The 15,589-nt window shown below is 63.6% G+C and carries 18 protein-coding genes; 10 read left to right on the top strand and 8 right to left on the bottom strand.

The genetic code is table 11. From position 1 onward, the window contains the following. Positions 1-84: 84 nt before the first annotated feature. Positions 85-945: a hypothetical protein gene (locus X907_RS09855; protein WP_127567527.1), complete on the bottom strand. Its 861-nt coding sequence runs from the start codon at positions 943-945 to the stop codon at positions 85-87. A gap of 243 nt (positions 946-1,188) precedes the next feature. Between X907_RS09855 and dusA the strand changes: the two genes are divergently transcribed. The 6 genes from dusA to X907_RS09825 all read left to right on the top strand — a co-directional run bounded on the left by dusA (position 1,189) and on the right by X907_RS09825 (position 6,637). Beyond that, positions 1,189-2,181 carry a tRNA dihydrouridine(20/20a) synthase DusA gene (dusA, locus tag X907_RS09850; RefSeq protein WP_127569453.1) on the top strand — a complete coding sequence of 331 codons (993 nt, stop codon included), beginning with the start codon at positions 1,189-1,191 and terminating at the stop codon, positions 2,179-2,181. Then, the gene (locus tag X907_RS09845) at positions 2,181-2,993 is read left to right on the top strand and encodes a sulfite exporter TauE/SafE family protein (protein ID WP_127567525.1); all 813 of its coding nucleotides are present in this window, start codon (positions 2,181-2,183) and stop codon (positions 2,991-2,993) included. The genes dusA and X907_RS09845 overlap by 1 nt, the downstream gene beginning before the upstream one ends. An 18-nt stretch (positions 2,994-3,011) precedes the next feature. Beyond that, positions 3,012-3,305, top strand: coding sequence for a BrnT family toxin (locus X907_RS09840; RefSeq protein WP_127567523.1), 294 nt, complete (start codon positions 3,012-3,014; stop codon positions 3,303-3,305). Further along, on the top strand, positions 3,286-3,549 hold the full coding sequence (locus tag X907_RS09835; RefSeq protein WP_127567521.1) for a helix-turn-helix domain-containing protein: 264 nt from the start codon (positions 3,286-3,288) through the stop codon (positions 3,547-3,549). The genes X907_RS09840 and X907_RS09835 overlap by 20 nt, the downstream gene beginning before the upstream one ends. A gap of 3 nt (positions 3,550-3,552) precedes the next feature. Beyond that, the gene (locus X907_RS09830) at positions 3,553-4,779 is read left to right on the top strand and encodes a TIGR03862 family flavoprotein (protein ID WP_127567519.1); all 1,227 of its coding nucleotides are present in this window, start codon (positions 3,553-3,555) and stop codon (positions 4,777-4,779) included. 163 nt (positions 4,780-4,942) lie between these two features. After that, positions 4,943-6,637, top strand: coding sequence for a methyl-accepting chemotaxis protein (locus X907_RS09825; protein WP_127567517.1), 1,695 nt, complete (start codon positions 4,943-4,945; stop codon positions 6,635-6,637). Between the two features lie 174 nt (positions 6,638-6,811). Here X907_RS09825 and X907_RS09820 read toward each other — a convergent pair whose 3' ends face one another. The 4 genes from X907_RS09820 to X907_RS09805 all read right to left on the bottom strand — a co-directional run bounded on the left by X907_RS09820 (position 6,812) and on the right by X907_RS09805 (position 9,214). Further along, on the bottom strand, positions 6,812-7,684 hold the full coding sequence (locus X907_RS09820) for an SDR family oxidoreductase (protein ID WP_127567515.1): 873 nt from the start codon (positions 7,682-7,684) through the stop codon (positions 6,812-6,814). A gap of 134 nt (positions 7,685-7,818) precedes the next feature. Beyond that, the gene (gene lepB / locus X907_RS09815; RefSeq protein ID WP_233352293.1) at positions 7,819-8,610 is read right to left on the bottom strand and encodes a signal peptidase I; all 792 of its coding nucleotides are present in this window, start codon (positions 8,608-8,610) and stop codon (positions 7,819-7,821) included. Next, positions 8,607-8,936, bottom strand: a complete 330-nt coding sequence (locus tag X907_RS09810) for a YbjQ family protein (protein ID WP_127567513.1) — start codon at positions 8,934-8,936, stop codon at positions 8,607-8,609. The genes lepB and X907_RS09810 overlap by 4 nt, the downstream gene beginning before the upstream one ends. Before the next feature lie 17 nt (positions 8,937-8,953). Next, the gene (locus tag X907_RS09805) at positions 8,954-9,214 is read right to left on the bottom strand and encodes a hypothetical protein (protein ID WP_127567511.1); all 261 of its coding nucleotides are present in this window, start codon (positions 9,212-9,214) and stop codon (positions 8,954-8,956) included. Positions 9,215-9,297: 83 nt separating this feature from the next. Between X907_RS09805 and X907_RS09800 the strand changes: the two genes are divergently transcribed. After that, positions 9,298-9,696: a DUF4870 family protein gene (locus X907_RS09800; RefSeq protein WP_127567509.1), complete on the top strand. Its 399-nt coding sequence runs from the start codon at positions 9,298-9,300 to the stop codon at positions 9,694-9,696. A gap of 7 nt (positions 9,697-9,703) precedes the next feature. Here the strand turns inward: X907_RS09800 and X907_RS14445 are convergent, their stop codons facing one another. Beyond that, positions 9,704-10,306 carry a DUF7010 family protein gene (locus tag X907_RS14445; protein ID WP_170175523.1) on the bottom strand — a complete coding sequence of 201 codons (603 nt, stop codon included), beginning with the start codon at positions 10,304-10,306 and terminating at the stop codon, positions 9,704-9,706. A 625-nt stretch (positions 10,307-10,931) separates the two neighbouring features. Between X907_RS14445 and X907_RS09790 the strand changes: the two genes are divergently transcribed. Further along, a complete protein-coding gene (locus X907_RS09790; RefSeq protein ID WP_127567507.1) occupies positions 10,932-11,225 on the top strand; it encodes a GIY-YIG nuclease family protein in 294 nt (97 codons plus the stop codon). 120 nt (positions 11,226-11,345) lie between these two features. On the opposite strand, the gene X907_RS09785 is transcribed toward X907_RS09790, so the two are convergent. Together X907_RS09785 and X907_RS09780 are read right to left on the bottom strand one after the other, a co-directional pair. Continuing rightward, positions 11,346-13,130 carry an acyl-CoA dehydrogenase gene (locus X907_RS09785; protein ID WP_127567505.1) on the bottom strand — a complete coding sequence of 595 codons (1,785 nt, stop codon included), beginning with the start codon at positions 13,128-13,130 and terminating at the stop codon, positions 11,346-11,348. Positions 13,131-13,231: 101 nt separating this feature from the next. Beyond that, positions 13,232-13,798 (bottom strand): hypothetical protein, encoded by a 567-nt coding sequence (locus X907_RS09780; RefSeq protein ID WP_127567503.1) that lies wholly within the window; start codon positions 13,796-13,798, stop codon positions 13,232-13,234. 381 nt (positions 13,799-14,179) lie between these two features. On the opposite strand from X907_RS09780, the gene X907_RS09770 reads away from it, so the two are divergent. After that, positions 14,180-14,761, top strand: a complete 582-nt coding sequence (locus X907_RS09770) for a cytochrome b (RefSeq protein WP_127567499.1) — start codon at positions 14,180-14,182, stop codon at positions 14,759-14,761. A gap of 36 nt (positions 14,762-14,797) precedes the next feature. Continuing rightward, a complete protein-coding gene (locus tag X907_RS09765) occupies positions 14,798-15,343 on the top strand; it encodes a YceI family protein (RefSeq protein WP_127567497.1) in 546 nt (181 codons plus the stop codon). Positions 15,344-15,589: the final 246 nt, after the last annotated feature.

Below are 15,589 nucleotides of genomic sequence, written 5' to 3'. Positions count from 1 at the left end.
GAGCACTGTGCCGGGTTTCCAGGCAAAGAAAAAGGGCGCAGCCCGGGGGGAAGCTGCGCCCTTTGATGAAGACCTGCTGGCGCCTTACGGCGAAACCAGCCTGTCTTCCAGCCCGTCGCGCTCGCGTCCGCCAAAGATGGCTGCCGCGCAGGCAACGAACGCACCGAACAGCATGGCCAGTGCGGTGGCGATAGCCAGCGTTGCGCTGGCCGCGCGGGCGGTGTCCACCGCGTCGCGGGCTTCTTCGCGTGCGGTATCCATCTGGCCGAACGCGGCCTGGACGCGGGCATCGGCTTCATTGACGCCGATGGCGGTGCGCTCGGCCACATCCTCGACCAGCCAGGCGCGGTCTTCTGCCGTCACCGAGTCCGGATCGGTGATGGCGCGGACCACGAAGCGGTCAGCTTCCTCGCGGGCACTTGCCAGGGCCTCAGGGTCGGCACCCGGCGCGCGGTAAAGCCGGTCAGTGATAATGGTGGCCGGGGCCGGTGCGCCCTCTTCGGAATGTACGGCCGCCGCCGTCACCGCCGTTGCGCCCAGAGCGCCACCGCCAGCGGCGATGGCTGCAGCCGCAAACATGAAGGCGGTGGCCACTGCCCAAGTGAGGAAGCCGTGTACGCTGTCACGGAAGAACACCTCGTCTGCATGGATGGACCAGCGCAGGCGGGTGCGTCCGGCGATATAGCCGCCCAGAACGGAGGCGAAAACTTGCGTGAAGATCAGCCAGATGATCGTGACAATGCTGATCGTGGTGAGGGACAGCCCGTCGTCAGCGAAAGGCGACATGGCGCCAAAGCCGAACGCCGAACCCAGAATGACCAGAATGATGGTCAGCCCGCCAGCGGCAAACGCGCCGGCAAAAACGGCTGACCAGCTGATCGCCGGTCCGGCCCAGCGGGCGGGTGTAGTCGCCGTTACAGGCGCAGTGATGGGTGCATTTGTCATGTCGTGCGCCTCCTAGAAAAGAATGAGAATGAGAATGATGACGGGGATCGGAATCCCCAGGAACCACATCAGTATTGCCTTGCCCATTTCAGGTGTCTCCTCGCGCAGCTCTGCCGCGCCCTGCCAAAGATGATCAGCAGGGAAACGCAAGAAGGGCGAGGCGGTTCCGGGGCGTCACCGGGTTTGCGCTTCGTACCATCCATCCCATTTGCCCTTTTGCCCGCTCTGGCCTACATGGCGGGCATGAGCCCGGCACCGCTTTCCAGACGCTTCAGCGTCGCGCCCATGATGGACTGGACGGACCGGCATTGCCGGGCCTTCCACCGCGTGATGACGCGCCGTGCGCTGCTCTATACCGAGATGGCGGTCGATCAGGCGGTCATTCACGGCGATGCGAAGCGCCTGATAGGATTTGACGATGCCGAGCACCCGGTGGCTATCCAGCTTGGCGGGAGCGATCCCAAGTTGCTCAGCGACGCCGCTCGCATCGCGGAAGATTTCGGCTATGCGGAAGTCAATCTCAATGTCGGCTGCCCGTCAGACCGGGTGCAGTCGGGCACGTTTGGCGCCTGCCTGATGCGCGAGCCGCAACTGGTTGCCGACTGCCTTGCCGCCATGCGCGAGGCGGTGTCGGTGCCAGTGACGGTGAAACACCGGCTCGGCGTGGATGAACAGGACCCGGAAGAGACCCTCTTTGCCTTCGTGGAGACGGTGGCGCAGAGCGGCGTGACGAGCTTTAGCGTCCATGCCCGCAAGGCGTGGCTCAAAGGTCTGTCACCCAAAGAGAACCGGGACATCCCGCCGCTGGACTATGATATTGTGCGCCGCCTGAAAGCCGCGCACCCCGAGTTGGAAATCATCCTCAATGGCGGGCTGGAAAATCTCGAGCACGCGCAAGCCGAGATGGCGGGCCTCGATGGCGTGATGCTGGGCCGGGCGGCCTATCACACACCCTTCATTCTATCACGCGTGGACTCTCTCTTCTTCGGTGAGGCCGACCCGCATGACGATCCTTTTGCCGTGGTCGAAGCCTACCGCCCCTATGTGGAAGGCCAGCTGGCACGCGGCGTTCGCCTGCATGCCATCACGCGTCACATGCTGGGGCTTTTTGCGGGCATGCCGGGCGCGCGGCGCTGGCGGCAGATATTGTCGACCGAGGCCAACAAGGATGGCGCGGACTGGAATGTGGTAGAACGGGCGCTTGTCGCCGTGAGGGAGGCGCGCGCGGCGGCCTGATGGAAACCTATATCGTCTACCTTCTCACCCTGCTGGCTGTCGGCGCATTTGCAGGGCTGATCGCCGGGCTGTTCGGCATTGGCGGCGGGGTCGTGATGGTCCCGGCCATGTATTACACGCTGGTATTTCTCGGCTATCCCGAACACGCCATGCACGCGGCGGTGGGCACCTCCCTTGCCGTCATCGTCATCACCTCTGCGCGCTCCGTCATGGCCCATGCGAAGCGCGGCGCGGTGGATTTTGACATCCTCAAAAAATGGTGCCCGTGGATTGTTCTGGGCGCGCTGGCAGGTTCCGCGATAGCCGGCGCGATTCCGACGCGCGGCCTGGTTTTTATCTTTGCCATCACGGCGCTGGTGCTCTCGCTGCAATTCTTCTTCGGCCGGGCGGACTGGAAGCTCGGCGATGATCTGCCGGGCCAGCCCTTCCGGGCGCTGCTCGCGGGTACGATCGGTATCATGTCCGCCCTGATGGGCATTGGCGGGGGCGTGTTCGGCGTCACGCTGCTGACCGTCTTTGGCCGCTCCATCCATGTCGCCGTAGCGACGGCCGCGGGCTTTGGCGTCGCGATAGGCTTCCCGGCGGCGCTGGGCTTCGTGATTACGGGGTGGGGCGTTGCAGACCGTGCGCCGTTCTCGCTCGGCTTTGTCTCCATGCCGGGCTTTGCACTGCTCGCCATCACGGCTGTGTTCGTGACCCCGCTGGGGGCGAGCCTCGCCCACCGCCTCAACGCCGCGCGCCTGCGTCAGGCGTTTGCGATTGGTCTGGCCCTCGTCGCCCTCAACATGCTCCGCTCGGCGGTGTGGGGGTAGATTGAAAGGGGTGCGGCATTGCCGTATACTTGGTCAAAGCTGGACTACGATCCTGAGAAGGATGAAGCCAACTTCGCCAAGCATGGCGTCCCGCTAGGCTTTGCCGCAATGGTGCTGGCGGACCGGGGCAAGGTCGATGTGCTGGATACCCGGTTCGACTATGGCGAGGAGCGCTTTGTCACCTACGGGCTCGCAGAAGGACGGGTCTGGGTATGCGTCCATGCACCAAGGGATGGCGTGGCCCGCATCATTTCGGTGAGGAAAGCCAATGAGCGTGAGACAGAAAGATATCATGGCGAGCAACGCCCCTGATCCCGACGCGCCACTCTCTGATGAAGAATTCGAGCGGGGCCGCGCGGCGGTATTGGCCCGCAAGGCGCGCTCGGCGACGGGGCTGAGCCAGCCTGCATTTGCCGCGCGCTATGGCGTACCGGTGGCGAGCCTTCGCGACTGGGAGCAGGGCAGGCGCAAGCCGGATGCCGCCACGCGCAACTATCTGCGCGTGATCGCATCCATGCCGGACGCGGTGGCGCGCGCGCTTGACGGCGCAGCCTGATCCATGACTGTCCGCTACGAGACCAGCACCCGCATTGCCATTATCGGGGCGGGCCCAGCGGGCCTGATCGCCGCAGAAAAGCTGGCGGGCGAAGGCTTCGCGGTCGATGTCTATGAGCGCATGCCGAGCGTCGCGCGCAAATTCCTGATGGCGGGCAGGGGCGGGCTGAACCTCACCCACTCCGAACCGCTCGACGCCTTTCTGGAGCGTTATGGCGCGGCGCGTGACTGGCTGGAGCCTGCCATCCGCGCCTTTCCGCCTTCTGAACTGACGGCATGGTGTGAAGGGCTGGGGCAGGCGGTGTTCACCGGGTCCAGCGGGCGCATCTTCCCCAAATCCATGAAGGCCTCGCCGCTCTTGCGAGCGTGGCTCGCAAGGCTGGATGCGCTGGGCGTCACCATCCACACCCGCCACACCTGGCGGGGCTTTGACGGGGCAGGCCGTTTCCTGATCGCCGGGCCGGACGGGCTTGACCGGCCGATTGAGCCGGATGCGGTGATCCTGGCGCTCGGCGGGGCGAGCTGGCCGCGTCTGGGCTCGAGGGGTGAATGGACCGGCTGGCTGAAAGAGCGCGGCGTCGAAATCACGCCCTTCACGCCGTCCAATGCAGGCTTCAATGCGCGCTGGTCTGCGGTCTTCAGGGATCGATTCGCCGGTGAGCCGCTTAAAACCGCGAGCTTCAGCCATCAGGGCCGCACGATACGCGGCGAAGCCATGATTACCGCCTACGGCATGGAGGGCGGGGCCATCTATGCGCTGAGTGCGTCCCTTCGCACCGCGATTGAGGTCGAAGGCAGGGCGGTCCTCACCCTCGATCTCGCGCCTGACACATCAGAGGAGGCGCTGGTCAAGCGCCTGGACGCGGCCAAACCCGGCCAGTCGCTTTCCAACACGCTGCGCAAGCAGGCGAGGCTGTCGCCCCTCTCTGCTGCGCTGCTGCGCGAAGCGGGCGCAGTGCCGCGTGATCCGCAAGCACTGGCCGCGCGTATCAAGGCATGTCCGATCACGCTCACCGGCATGCAGGGGCTCGACCGGGCGATTTCCAGTGCAGGCGGCATAGCGCACACCTCGGTGGATGAGCGCTTCATGCTGAAAGCGATGCCCGGCGTGTTCGTGGCGGGCGAAATGCTCGACTGGGAAGCGCCCACGGGCGGCTATCTGCTGCAGGCGGGTTTCGCCAGCGGTGTTGCGGCGGCGAGAGGGGTGACGGGCTGGCTGAACCCGGGATAGCCTATTCACGTGCGGCGCGCATAAACCATTCCAGCGAAGTAACAATATTACCGCATTGATATATAAAGAGCATTTTTCCGTGTGCGCCGGATGATTTAGGGCGCATTAACCCGGCTACTTCAAGTGTCGGGCGAAATCGGCTCTTTGTTTGGGGGATTCCCTTATGCGCCTGTCCAACCTGCCCATCATGGGCAAACTTCTTTTGATCGTAGCGGCTATGGCGGTTGCCCTCGTTGCCCTTGGCTCGTTCGCGATCTATGAAATCCACCTTGTGCGCGATTCCGCCTACCGGATACACACGGCTTCCACGGAGCAGCAGCGTGCCGCCGATATGGGTGAGGCGCTCGGCGATATCCGGCGCTTCTGGTACCTGCTGGCGGTCGAGCCCGGTGAAGTCGAGAGCATTGATAGCCGGGTTCGCGAGGCGCGCGAGAGCTTCCAGGCGGAATATGACGCCCTCTCGCAAGGCGCAAGTGAGGGGAGACGCCAGCAGCTTGCAGCGATCAGCGCGCCATTTGATCGCTTTGTCACGGCGTTCGATGCGTCCGTTGCCGAGTTGCGCGCGATGCGTGGTGCCGACCGGGAGGTGATGCAGCAGCGCGTTGAACGCGCGGTGAACGCTGCACGCACGCTCGGCCTTGAGGCGCGCGCTGCCCTAGACGCGTTCCAAGACTATGAAGCCGCCAATGAGCTTGCCGCCTATGAACAGGCCGAGGCCACTGTCGTTTCAGCCCGCAATCTGATGATCATCGGGATTATTGCCGCTTTGGCAGCTGGCGGCGCGATCAGCTTCCTGATCGGCCGCTACGGGATCGGCCAGCCCATGACCCGCGCCATTGGCCGGCTGGACAGCCTTGCCGGAGGTGATCTGGAGGTCGAGATTGCCGAGGCTGACCGGGGCGATGAAATCGGGGTGCTCAACAAGGCTCTGGAGGCATTCAAGCAGCAATCGATCACTGCCCGCGATCTGGCTGCAGCACAGGAGACCGAATCCCGCCGCAAGCTGGAACAGGCCGAGCGGGTCAACGCCCTGACCCTCAGCTTCGAAAAGGAAATCGACGAGGCCGTGGCCACGCTGGCCAGCGCCGCCGAAGAGCTTCAATCGACCGCGCAGTCCATGGCGTCCACGGCAGAGGAAAGCTCGGCCGAGACGCAGACCGTGTCCGCCAGCACCACGCAGACGGCTGCCAATGTGCAAACGGTTGCCAGTGCCGCCGAGGAGCTGACCAGCTCGATCAAGGAGGTTGCCGTCCAGATCGGGCGCACCTCCGGTATTGCGACTGACGCCACCAAGCGCGTGGACGAGGCGCTGAGCCGGATCGATGTGCTGGTGAATGCCGCCAGCGCCATTGATGAAGTGGCCGCGCTCATCAGCGCTGTGACCGAGCAGACCAAGCTGCTGGCCCTTAACGCCACCATTGAAGCAGCCCGCGCTGGCGAGGCCGGCAAGGGCTTCGCGGTCGTGGCCAACGAGGTCAAGCAGCTTGCCGAGCAGACCGAGAAGGCAACCGCCACCGTTATCGAGCAGATCCGTGCCATCCAGGAAGGCACCGAGACCGCGGTGACGGCGGTGCGCAGCATCGAGCAGGTGGTTGACGAGGTCAGCCAGATCTCGACCGCTGTCGCCTCCTCTGCCGAGGAGCAGGTGGCCGTGACCGGCGAGATCAGCCGCAATGTCAACGAGGCGGCGCAAGGCGCCGAAGCGGTATCCCGTTCGCTGGGCGGGCTGGAGCAGGCGGCGGGTACCACCGCAGCGGCCGCCAACCAGCTGGCCATGACCGCTTCCCAGGTTGCCGAGCGTTCGGAACGGATCAAGAGCGACATCCAGCGCTATATCCGCGACGTGCAGGCGGCCTGACGGCTCTGAAAAGTCCTGAAAATGAAACCCCGGAACCTGCAGGTTCCGGGGTTTTTTCTTTACTCGGGGACGCTGAAACCCCGGACGCGCAGCGATCCGGGGCCTCTCTCAGGATTGTTCTGCGTGAGGTCCCGGCTCTGCGCTTCGCTTGGCCGGGATTTCAGGAAGTAGGGTTTAATGCCCCAGCGGGATCGCCATGATCTTTACGCCCGGCGGGGCAGGGGGGACGTCCGGCACGAAGAAGTCGGGCAGCAATTCCACGCCCGGCTCCACCGAATACTGATCCAGATCGGTCACGCCTTCGGAGACGAGGAAGCTGTCATCGATGAGGAAATTGCCGGTGAACTTCGCCGCCGGTTTCACCAGCACGCGGTAGGCCGTCTCGGCGAGAATCTCCGGCTTGCGGCAGTTTTTGAACGCCTCTTCGCCTGCCAGCACGTGGGCGATGGCCGCTGTCGCCACGGCGGTGCGCGGCCAGATGGCATTGGCGGCGATTTTGCCGCGGAACTCCTGTGACCAGCCCAGAATGCACAGGCTCATCCCGTACTTGGCGCTGGTATAGGCCACGTGCGGGCCGAACCATTTGGCGCGCATGTCCAGCGGCGGGGAGAGCGCGAGAATGTGCGGGTTTTCGGCCTTTTCCAGGTAGGGCAGGCAGGCGCGGGTGACCACATAGGTGCCGCGCGCATTGACCTGATGCATCAGGTCCCAGCGCTTGGCCGGCGTGTCCTTGGTGGGCATGGGGAAGATGGCCGAGGCATTATTGATCACAATGTCGATGCCACCGAAATGCTCAGCGGTCTGTTTGACCGCTGCTTCCACGCTCTCTTCCTCACGAATATCGCACTGTATGGGCAGGGCCTTGCCGCCAGCGGCCTCAATGGCGGCTGCTGCGGTGTGGATCGTGCCTTCCAGCTTGGGGTGCGGATCAGCGGTCTTGGCGGCGATGGCGATATTGGCCCCGTCGCGCGCGCAGCGCTCAGCGATGGCCAGGCCAATGCCCCGGCTGGCCCCGGTAATGAAAATGGTCTTTCCTTGTAAGCTCATCTGGCTCTCCTCCCTTTTTTCAGGGAGGAGAGTAGAGCGTTTTCACAGATTGAAAACGCTCTACCTTTCTGGACTGCCGCATTTTCGAACCGCAAAACCGCATTGCACTTTTGCTGAAAATGCGGTGAGCGCCTTTACAGCCCGCGGAAGACCCTCCAGGGCGGGCAGGTCAGCCCTTCCTCATTACGGCAGTTGGCAAAGGTGAAGAGCACGGTGAAGGCCCGGCCGACAATATTGTCGCGGTGTACATAGCCCAGCTGCGACCCGACCCGGCTATCGGCGGACGCGTCGCGGTTGTCGCCCATCAGGAAGTAGCTGTCATTGGGCACGCGGAAGGGGCCGACATTGTCCAGCAGGGCATTGTCCGTGCGCTCGTAGATAATGTGGCTATTGCCTTCCGGCAGCAGCTCCTCATACACGGTGACGGCGACGATCTGGCCCTCGCGCGTGCGGTAACGGATGACGTCCTGCTCCACGCGCTCCATGACATCACCATTGATGATCAGGCGTCCGCCGCGCACCTCGATCGTGTCGCCGGGCAGGCCGATGACGCGCTTGATGATGTTGATGCGCTGGCGCGGATCACGCACGACGATCACCTCGCCCCGCGCCGGTCCGCCAAAATGCAGGACGCGGCCCGTCCAGCTCTCCGGCAGCAGATAGCCCATGTTCAGCGGCAGGGAATGGCGCGAATAGCCATAGGTGAACTTCGAGACCAGCACGCGGTCGCCGACCTGCAGGGCCGGCTGCATGCTCTCAGACGGGATGTGGAAGGCGGCAAACCCGAAGGTCACCAGCGCGAACCACACAGCTGCTACGCCGGCAAAAAACCGGATTGTCTCGCCAAACTCGGACACGACCCGCCGGAAAAACGTGGTCACCATGTTCTGCGGACGTACTTCGCCCTCGCCGGAATGATCGGTCATGTCAGCTTCACCGCCGTCCCGTAGGCCAGGATCTCGGCAGCGCCTTCAGTTATGGTGGATGTGGAAAACCGGAAGGTGACAACGGCGTCTGCCCCCAGCTCGGCTGCATGCGCGATCATGCGCGCCATGGCCTGTTCGCGCGTCTGCGCCATCAGGTCGGTGTATTCGTTCACTTCACCGCCCACCAGATTGCGCAGGCCGGCGACAAAGTCGCGGCCGAAAAAGCGGGCACGCACCACGCTGCCGCGCGCAATGCCCAGAACATCGCCCATCTGGCGGCCAGGCACGCTGTCGGACATGGTGACGATGATTGCGGGGGCGGTCATGGGGGCTTCCTTGCCTGTCATTGCGGCGTTCGTGTGGCCACACGCCAGTAGAGCAGTGCGCAGCCCGCTGCAAGTAGGGCACATGGCACCATCCAGAGCAGGGATTGCGGATAGGCAAGGCCTTCGCCGGTGATCGCACGGCCGGCGCCAAAGGCGAGCAGACCCAGCCCGCCTGCGGCCAGTGATGCGCGCTCCAGCCACAACGCTACCGGCCTGGCAACTTGATTATCCTCACCAATCATGGGCGGAATATTGGCCGTGCCGAGCGGCACAACCAAGGCGAAAGACCACTTCGCCTGCATTAAATTTGTGACAGTGTCGTATCCGCGCCGCAGGCGATGACAAGGAAAGGCCTTTCCCGATGACCGACGAGCAGACCACACACCCGGCCCCGCCGCCTGCCCCGCCGCCTGCCGCGCCGTCTGATGACAGCGACCGTACCGTCGCTCTCGTCTGCTACATATTGCAGGCCGCTTCGGTGGTCACCGCCGGGCTGGTTGCGGTTATCGCGGTCATCATCGCCTATGTCCGCAAGGATCAGGCCCCGGACTGGCTGAAGAACCACTACACCTATCAGATCCGCACTTTCTGGTACGGGCTGGCAGGCTGGGTGATCGGTGTGCTGACGATCTGGGTGCTGGGCCTTGGCCTGCTCATCATGCTGGCCACCGCGATCTGGTTCATCATCCGCGCGGTGGTGGGGCTGATCCGCCTGACCGAAGGACGCAGCCACACCGATCCGCGCGGTTTCTGGATCTAGCGTCTGGCTAGACCGCCATCGCCTGGGCCTGCCGTGCGGGGAGCATCCCCATGCGGCGGGCAAGGCGGCTGGCATCGGCATAGACGATGAGCGCGGTCACCGCGTAGCAGGCCGCTACCGCCAGCGGGATGTACAGCATCTGCTGGCCGGGGAAGGCGTAATAGATCCAGAACACCAGACCGGCGCGGATGATGGCGTGGGCGCAGAACAGCGCGGTGCGTCCATAGGTCCAGCCAATGACCGGCCAGTGCAGGGACAGCCCGATGGCCAGTATGCTCATGATCACGCCCGCGCCGGCCTCTGCCGTGGCGATGAACAGCATCGGCCAGAAGAGCAGCATGGCGATGAAGGTGGGCACCAGTAGCGGGCTGAGCACCGTGCGGTCCTTCATGAAGGGAATGCGGGCCAGCCACGCAAAGACCAGCGCCACCGGGAAGATCATGCCCGAAAGGCCAAAGGCCGCCTGAAGCATCGCCACCGGCTCCATGAACTGGCTCATTACCGCCAGCGCCAGCCAGAACACCGTTCCAGCCATGATGATCGGGTAGCCGCCCCGCAGACGCGCATAGGCACTGCGGCGCACATCCAGAAGTTCGTCTCTCAGGTCCATGTGTAAGGCCTCCAGCCGGGGTTGATGGCTGAACCTTATGACAAAGTATGACGCTTGTCAAAAGAACTTTGAAAAAAAAAGTACAAGCTGGGCAAAATGGCCGAAGGGCCTTGTGGCGAAGGGATGCGGACGGCCCGTGGGGCCGGAAAATGGGCAGTCGGGGCAGTCTTCAGCGTGGCCTTTTGGGACCGTCCGCATTGCGAAGGGCTTGTCTTCCCGTATCTCCATTAAGCCCCATGCGGGGCAGTGAGGGATGCGCCATCCATGCGGACAACCATTCAACACCCGGAGCGGGGGACAAAATCCCTCGCGCCGGTCTGCATCAGGCGTGTCGCGAACACGCTCTCAACCCGACCGGCAAGACGCATATTACGCCCGCGCCGGGGGGAGGGGGATAGATTGGGGGATTGATGCCGCTGAAACCCCGGACGCGCAGCGATCCGGGGCCTCTCTCCGCCTCTCCTGCAAGAGGTCCCGGCTCTGCGCTGCGCTTGGCCGGGAGTTCAGCTATGTGGATGTCAAATCACTGAAACCCCGGAAGCTCGGAGAGCTATCCGGGGCCTCGGGCCGGATAAAGCTGGACTCTTCTCTGCCACTGTCTTTTCCTTTGAAAAGGGAGGCGGATATGGATCGCGCCTGGGTCTACATACTCACCAACAAGCCGTATGGCGTCCTCTACACCGGTATGTGCAACGTCGATCTGGTGCGCCGAATATGGGAGCATCGCGAGGGCGATGTGCGCGGGTTTACGCGCAAGTACAATCTGAAAACGCTGGTCTTTTTCGAGCCGCATCAGGATGTGACTTATGCCGCGGAACGCGAGCGGCGGATCAAGCGCTGGCGGCGGGAATGGAAAATTGCGTTGATTGGAAAGGTCAATCCTGATTGGCGTGACCTGTACCCACACCTACTGGGTTGAAGCCATAGTCGCTGAAACCCCGGACGCGCAGCGATCCGGGGCCTCTCTCCGCCTCTCCTGCACGAGGTCCCGGGTCTCACTGCGTTCGCCCGGGATTTCAGCGTCCGGTACTAAACTTCCTCAAGCACTCTCCAGCATGGCAAGGCCCGGCTCGAAGAGCGGGGCGGCGCCCATGCGGATTTCGCCCATCAGGCCCGGCGCGGCGGCCAGCACCGTTTCGGCATAAATGCCCGCCAGCGCGATGCGGTTTTCGGCAAACCCCGCATCGCCTTCCGCCTCTTTCAGGCGGCGCTGGGCGGCGACCGCGCCGACGCACAAGAGCCAGCCGCCTGTCACATCGCCGGTCAGTTTCAAAAAGGCGGTGGAGCCCGCCAGCCGGTCTTCCATGTCTGCAGATGCCATCCACTGGACGGCCTCTTCCAGCGCGTCCACTGCCGGGGCGAGGCGTGCCGCCAGCTCCGGCAAGGCCGGGTTGGAGGAGGTCTCGCAATCTTCCACCGTCTGGCGGATATCCTCGATCAGCTCGGCAAAGGCGAGCCCGCCCTCCATGGACAGCTTGCGGCCCGACAGATCGATCGCCTGGATGCCGTTCGTGCCCTCATAGATCGGGGCGATGCGCGCATCGCGGTAATGCTGGGCGGCGCCCGTTTCCTCGATAAAGCCCATCCCGCCATGGATCTGCACGCCCAGCGATGCCACCTCCACGCCAAGATCAGTCGACCAGGCCTTGGCGACGGGGATGAGCAGCTCCTCGCGGCGGCGTGACCAGGCGGCTTCGTCTTCATCGCCATGGTGCTCGGCCAGATCGCCTTCCACTGCGGCGTGGAAGCAGATAGCGCGGGCTGCCTCGATTTTTGCTTTCATCAGGGAGAGCATGCGGCGCACATCGGGATGATCGATGATGGCGTGCGGGGCAGGGCCTTCGGCGCCCGGCGCCCGGCCCTGACGGCGCTCTTTTGCAAACTCAAACGCCTGCTGATAGGCGCGCTCGGCAATCCCGACGCCCTGCACGCCGACATTCAGGCGCGCCGAGTTCATCATGGTGAACATGGCGGCCATGCCGCGGTTTTCCTCGCCAATCAGCCAGCCGGTCGCGTTCGCGTATTCCATCGTGCAGGTGGGCGAACCGTGAATGCCCATCTTGTGCTCCAGGCCAATGGCCTTCACGCCATTGCGCTTGCCCGGATTACCGCTTTCATCGGGAATGAATTTCGGCACCAGGAAGAGCGAGATGCCCTTGGTGCCGGCCGGGCTGTCTGGCGTGCGCGCCAGCACCAGATGGATGATGTTTTCCGCGCAGTCATGCTCGCCCCAGGTGATGAAAATCTTCTGGCCGGAAACCGCCCAGCTGCCATCGCCATTGGGTTCGGCCTTGGTGCGCAGCGCGCCCACGTCGGAGCCCGCCTGCGGCTCGGTAAGGTTCATCGTCGCTGACCATTCACCCGAAATGATTTTCGGCAGATAGAGCGCGCGCTGCTCGTCCGAGCCATGGGCGATCAGCGCCTCGATGGCGCCAAAGGAGAGCATCGGGCCAAGGCCAAAGCTCATCGAGGCGCTCTGCAGCATCTCCATCAGCGCGCAGCCCAGCGCGCGTGGCAGGCCCATGCCGCCATGCTCTGTCCCGAACTGCAGGCCCTGCCAGCCGCCTTCGACGAATTTGGCATAGGCCGCCGGGAAGCCGTCCGGGGTTTTCACCTCGCCGTCTTTCAGCGTGCAGCCCTGCTGGTCTGACGGCCAGTTCAGCGGCGCGATCACGTCATTGCACAGCTTTGCCGCCTCTTCGAGGATCGCGCCGGTAAGGTCGCCGGAAAACTCCGGGAAGGCGCCGGTGGCGCGCACGCTGTCCAGCGCGGCAATCTCCTCAAGGCTGAAACGGATGTCGCGGACGGGCGCGCGATAGCTCATGGATGGTCTCCCCGGTTCAGGTTTTTGCGATGCACAACATAGCGCGGCGCGCGCCGAACGCGAGGGCGAAGCTGCGCGGCAGATAGGCGCGGAAAGGGCTGCTACGATTTCGGATCAGGGCAGCCGGTGAGAATGCTGAAAGTGCTGGGCCGGACCGGCCGTCGATACTCCGGCCTTTCCGGCCAGTCCCGGCGGAGCTCCACGTTCACGCGGGGATGGTCCGGGGACAGGCCGAGGCAGGAACCGAGCTCTTCGCGAAAGCCCGGTAGGAACAGGTATGTCGTCGCACATCCGCTGTTGTCGTGAGCCAGAGTGTAGTCACCCGCATACTCGAGATCGAAGCGGCACGCGTTTCCGGTTTCCGGAGAATAGAGCTTTGAAAAAGCATCACTCCACACCACTGGTAGCCAGCAGGACGTGTCGTCGCCGTCGACAACAGCGCGGGCATAACTCCAACCGCGCATCGAGTTAACGATCATCCACTCCGGCAATCTTAGACTACAATCCTCCAGCGGCCTTGCCGCTGTATCCGCATCCCTAATCGCCAGTGACAGGGCGAGCTCACGCCCGCCTTCTGTGGCACGGGCATCCAGCAGCCAGGCCGCTCCAAATGCCGCCGCGAGAACGGCGAAACCTGCGATCAGAATTGCGCCCAGCAGCCGCAGCATGACCGGCCTCCCTGAGCGCAATCCTACAGGGGCCGGACGGGGTTGGCACGGGGAAACTGGACCATGTGCCCCTTCGTCATTCCCGCGCAGGCGGGAATCCAGACGATCACAAGGCGCTGTCAGTTGCGAAGTGGCTCTGGGTTCCCGCCTGCGCGGGAACGACGATATGAGGGGCGGTTCACCACCAAAACCGCAATCCACCCCCTCCCGGAAACAGTGTTGTTTGCGCCACTCCAGAATGGGCTAATACATTGAACAGGCTATGGAAATCCGGCCGTACCTGCTGCTGTCAGAGCCATTTTCCCTCTTCGCGCTTGCGAAGGGCTGGCGGTGGCGGCAGGCTTGCCTCATATAGCCGGAACAACAGGGATGGGCGAAACAATGAGCACCACCGGACACCCCCGCTATACGGCTGTTGCCATAGCGCTCCACTGGCTGATGGCGGCCCTGCTGGTTGGCATGATCTTCATGGGCTGGCAGATGGAAGATATGCGCGAAATGGCGCTGGCGGGCGAGATGAGCTTCGCCGAGGTGCAGGCCTATTATAACTGGCACAAGACCATCGGGATCAGCCTTCTGGTGCTGGCGCTGGTCCGCCTTGGCTGGCGGCTGACGCACAAGGTTCCGCCGCTGCCCGCCACCATGAAGCCGTGGGAAGCAATCGCGGCGCGCGCCACGCATATCGCTTTCTACGCGGTGATGATCGGCATGCCGCTGGTTGGCTGGCTGACAGCCTCGGCGACCAATTTTCCCTCCTACATCGCCAATAACCCCGCGCTGGAACTGCCGCACCTGCCGGTGCCCAATGAGGCCTATGAGCCGCTGGGGTCTATCCATAGCGCCGGCGCGTGGGTGATCTTCGCGCTGCTGGCCCTGCATGTCGGCGCGGCGCTGAAACATCATTTCGTCAACAGGGATGATGTGCTGACGCGCATGATCCCCTTCCTGAAATTCCGCGTATAACTACAAGAAAAACAATCCTTTTACGGAGAGCTCCCCATGATCCGTGCGTCCATCGCCGCTTTTGCCTTTGCCCTGACCGGCACTTTCCCCCTCTCTGCGCAGGACTGGGTGATCGACGCAGCTGCGTCTGAAGTCACCGCCGAAACCCGCGTCTTCGGCCAGGCCGTGACGGCCAGTTTCGCCGAGTTCTCAGCCGAGATCACATTCGATCCGGAAGACCTTGAGAACGCGCAGATTTCTGCGCGCGTGACCAGCGGCACCGGCACTATTCCCAACCGCGAGTATCAAAGCGCGCTTGTCAGCCGCGATGGCCTCTACCCGGCGGAATATTCCGAAGCCATCTTCGTGTCTGACGAGGTCGTGGCGATAGATGAGGGCTATGAGGCGCGGGGAACCCTGACCATCAAGGGCGAGAGCCGTGACGCCGTCCTGCCCTTCACGGTCGAGATCAGCGATGGCCGCGCCGTGGCGCAAGGCACGCTGGAAATCCTGCGGGCAGATTTTGGTGTCGGCGGCTCCAGCTGGGCTGAGGTCGCGCCGAACGTCACCGTGCGCCTGCATATCGAGGCGGATGCGGGGTAGGCATTTCAGTCCCCTGAACTCCCGGCCAAGCGCAGCGCAGAGCCGGGACCTTGTGCAGGATAATCCGGCAACAGGCCCTGGATAGCCCTGCGGGCTTTAAGGGGTTTCATACAGGGAAGACCCTTTTCTCCCCCCGTTCACGGGCGGGGTGAGAAGCGAAGCTTCGAACGCCCGAAGGGCCGAGGGGGGGGGAGATTGCACGAGAGTTCCCCCCTCCGTCAGCTTCGCTGACACCTCCCCCGTAAA

It is taken from the genome of Glycocaulis alkaliphilus, from assembly GCF_004000605.1.
Taxonomy (GTDB): domain Bacteria; phylum Pseudomonadota; class Alphaproteobacteria; order Caulobacterales; family Maricaulaceae; genus Glycocaulis; species Glycocaulis alkaliphilus.
This window is presented reverse-complemented; position numbering and strand designations above follow the sequence as displayed.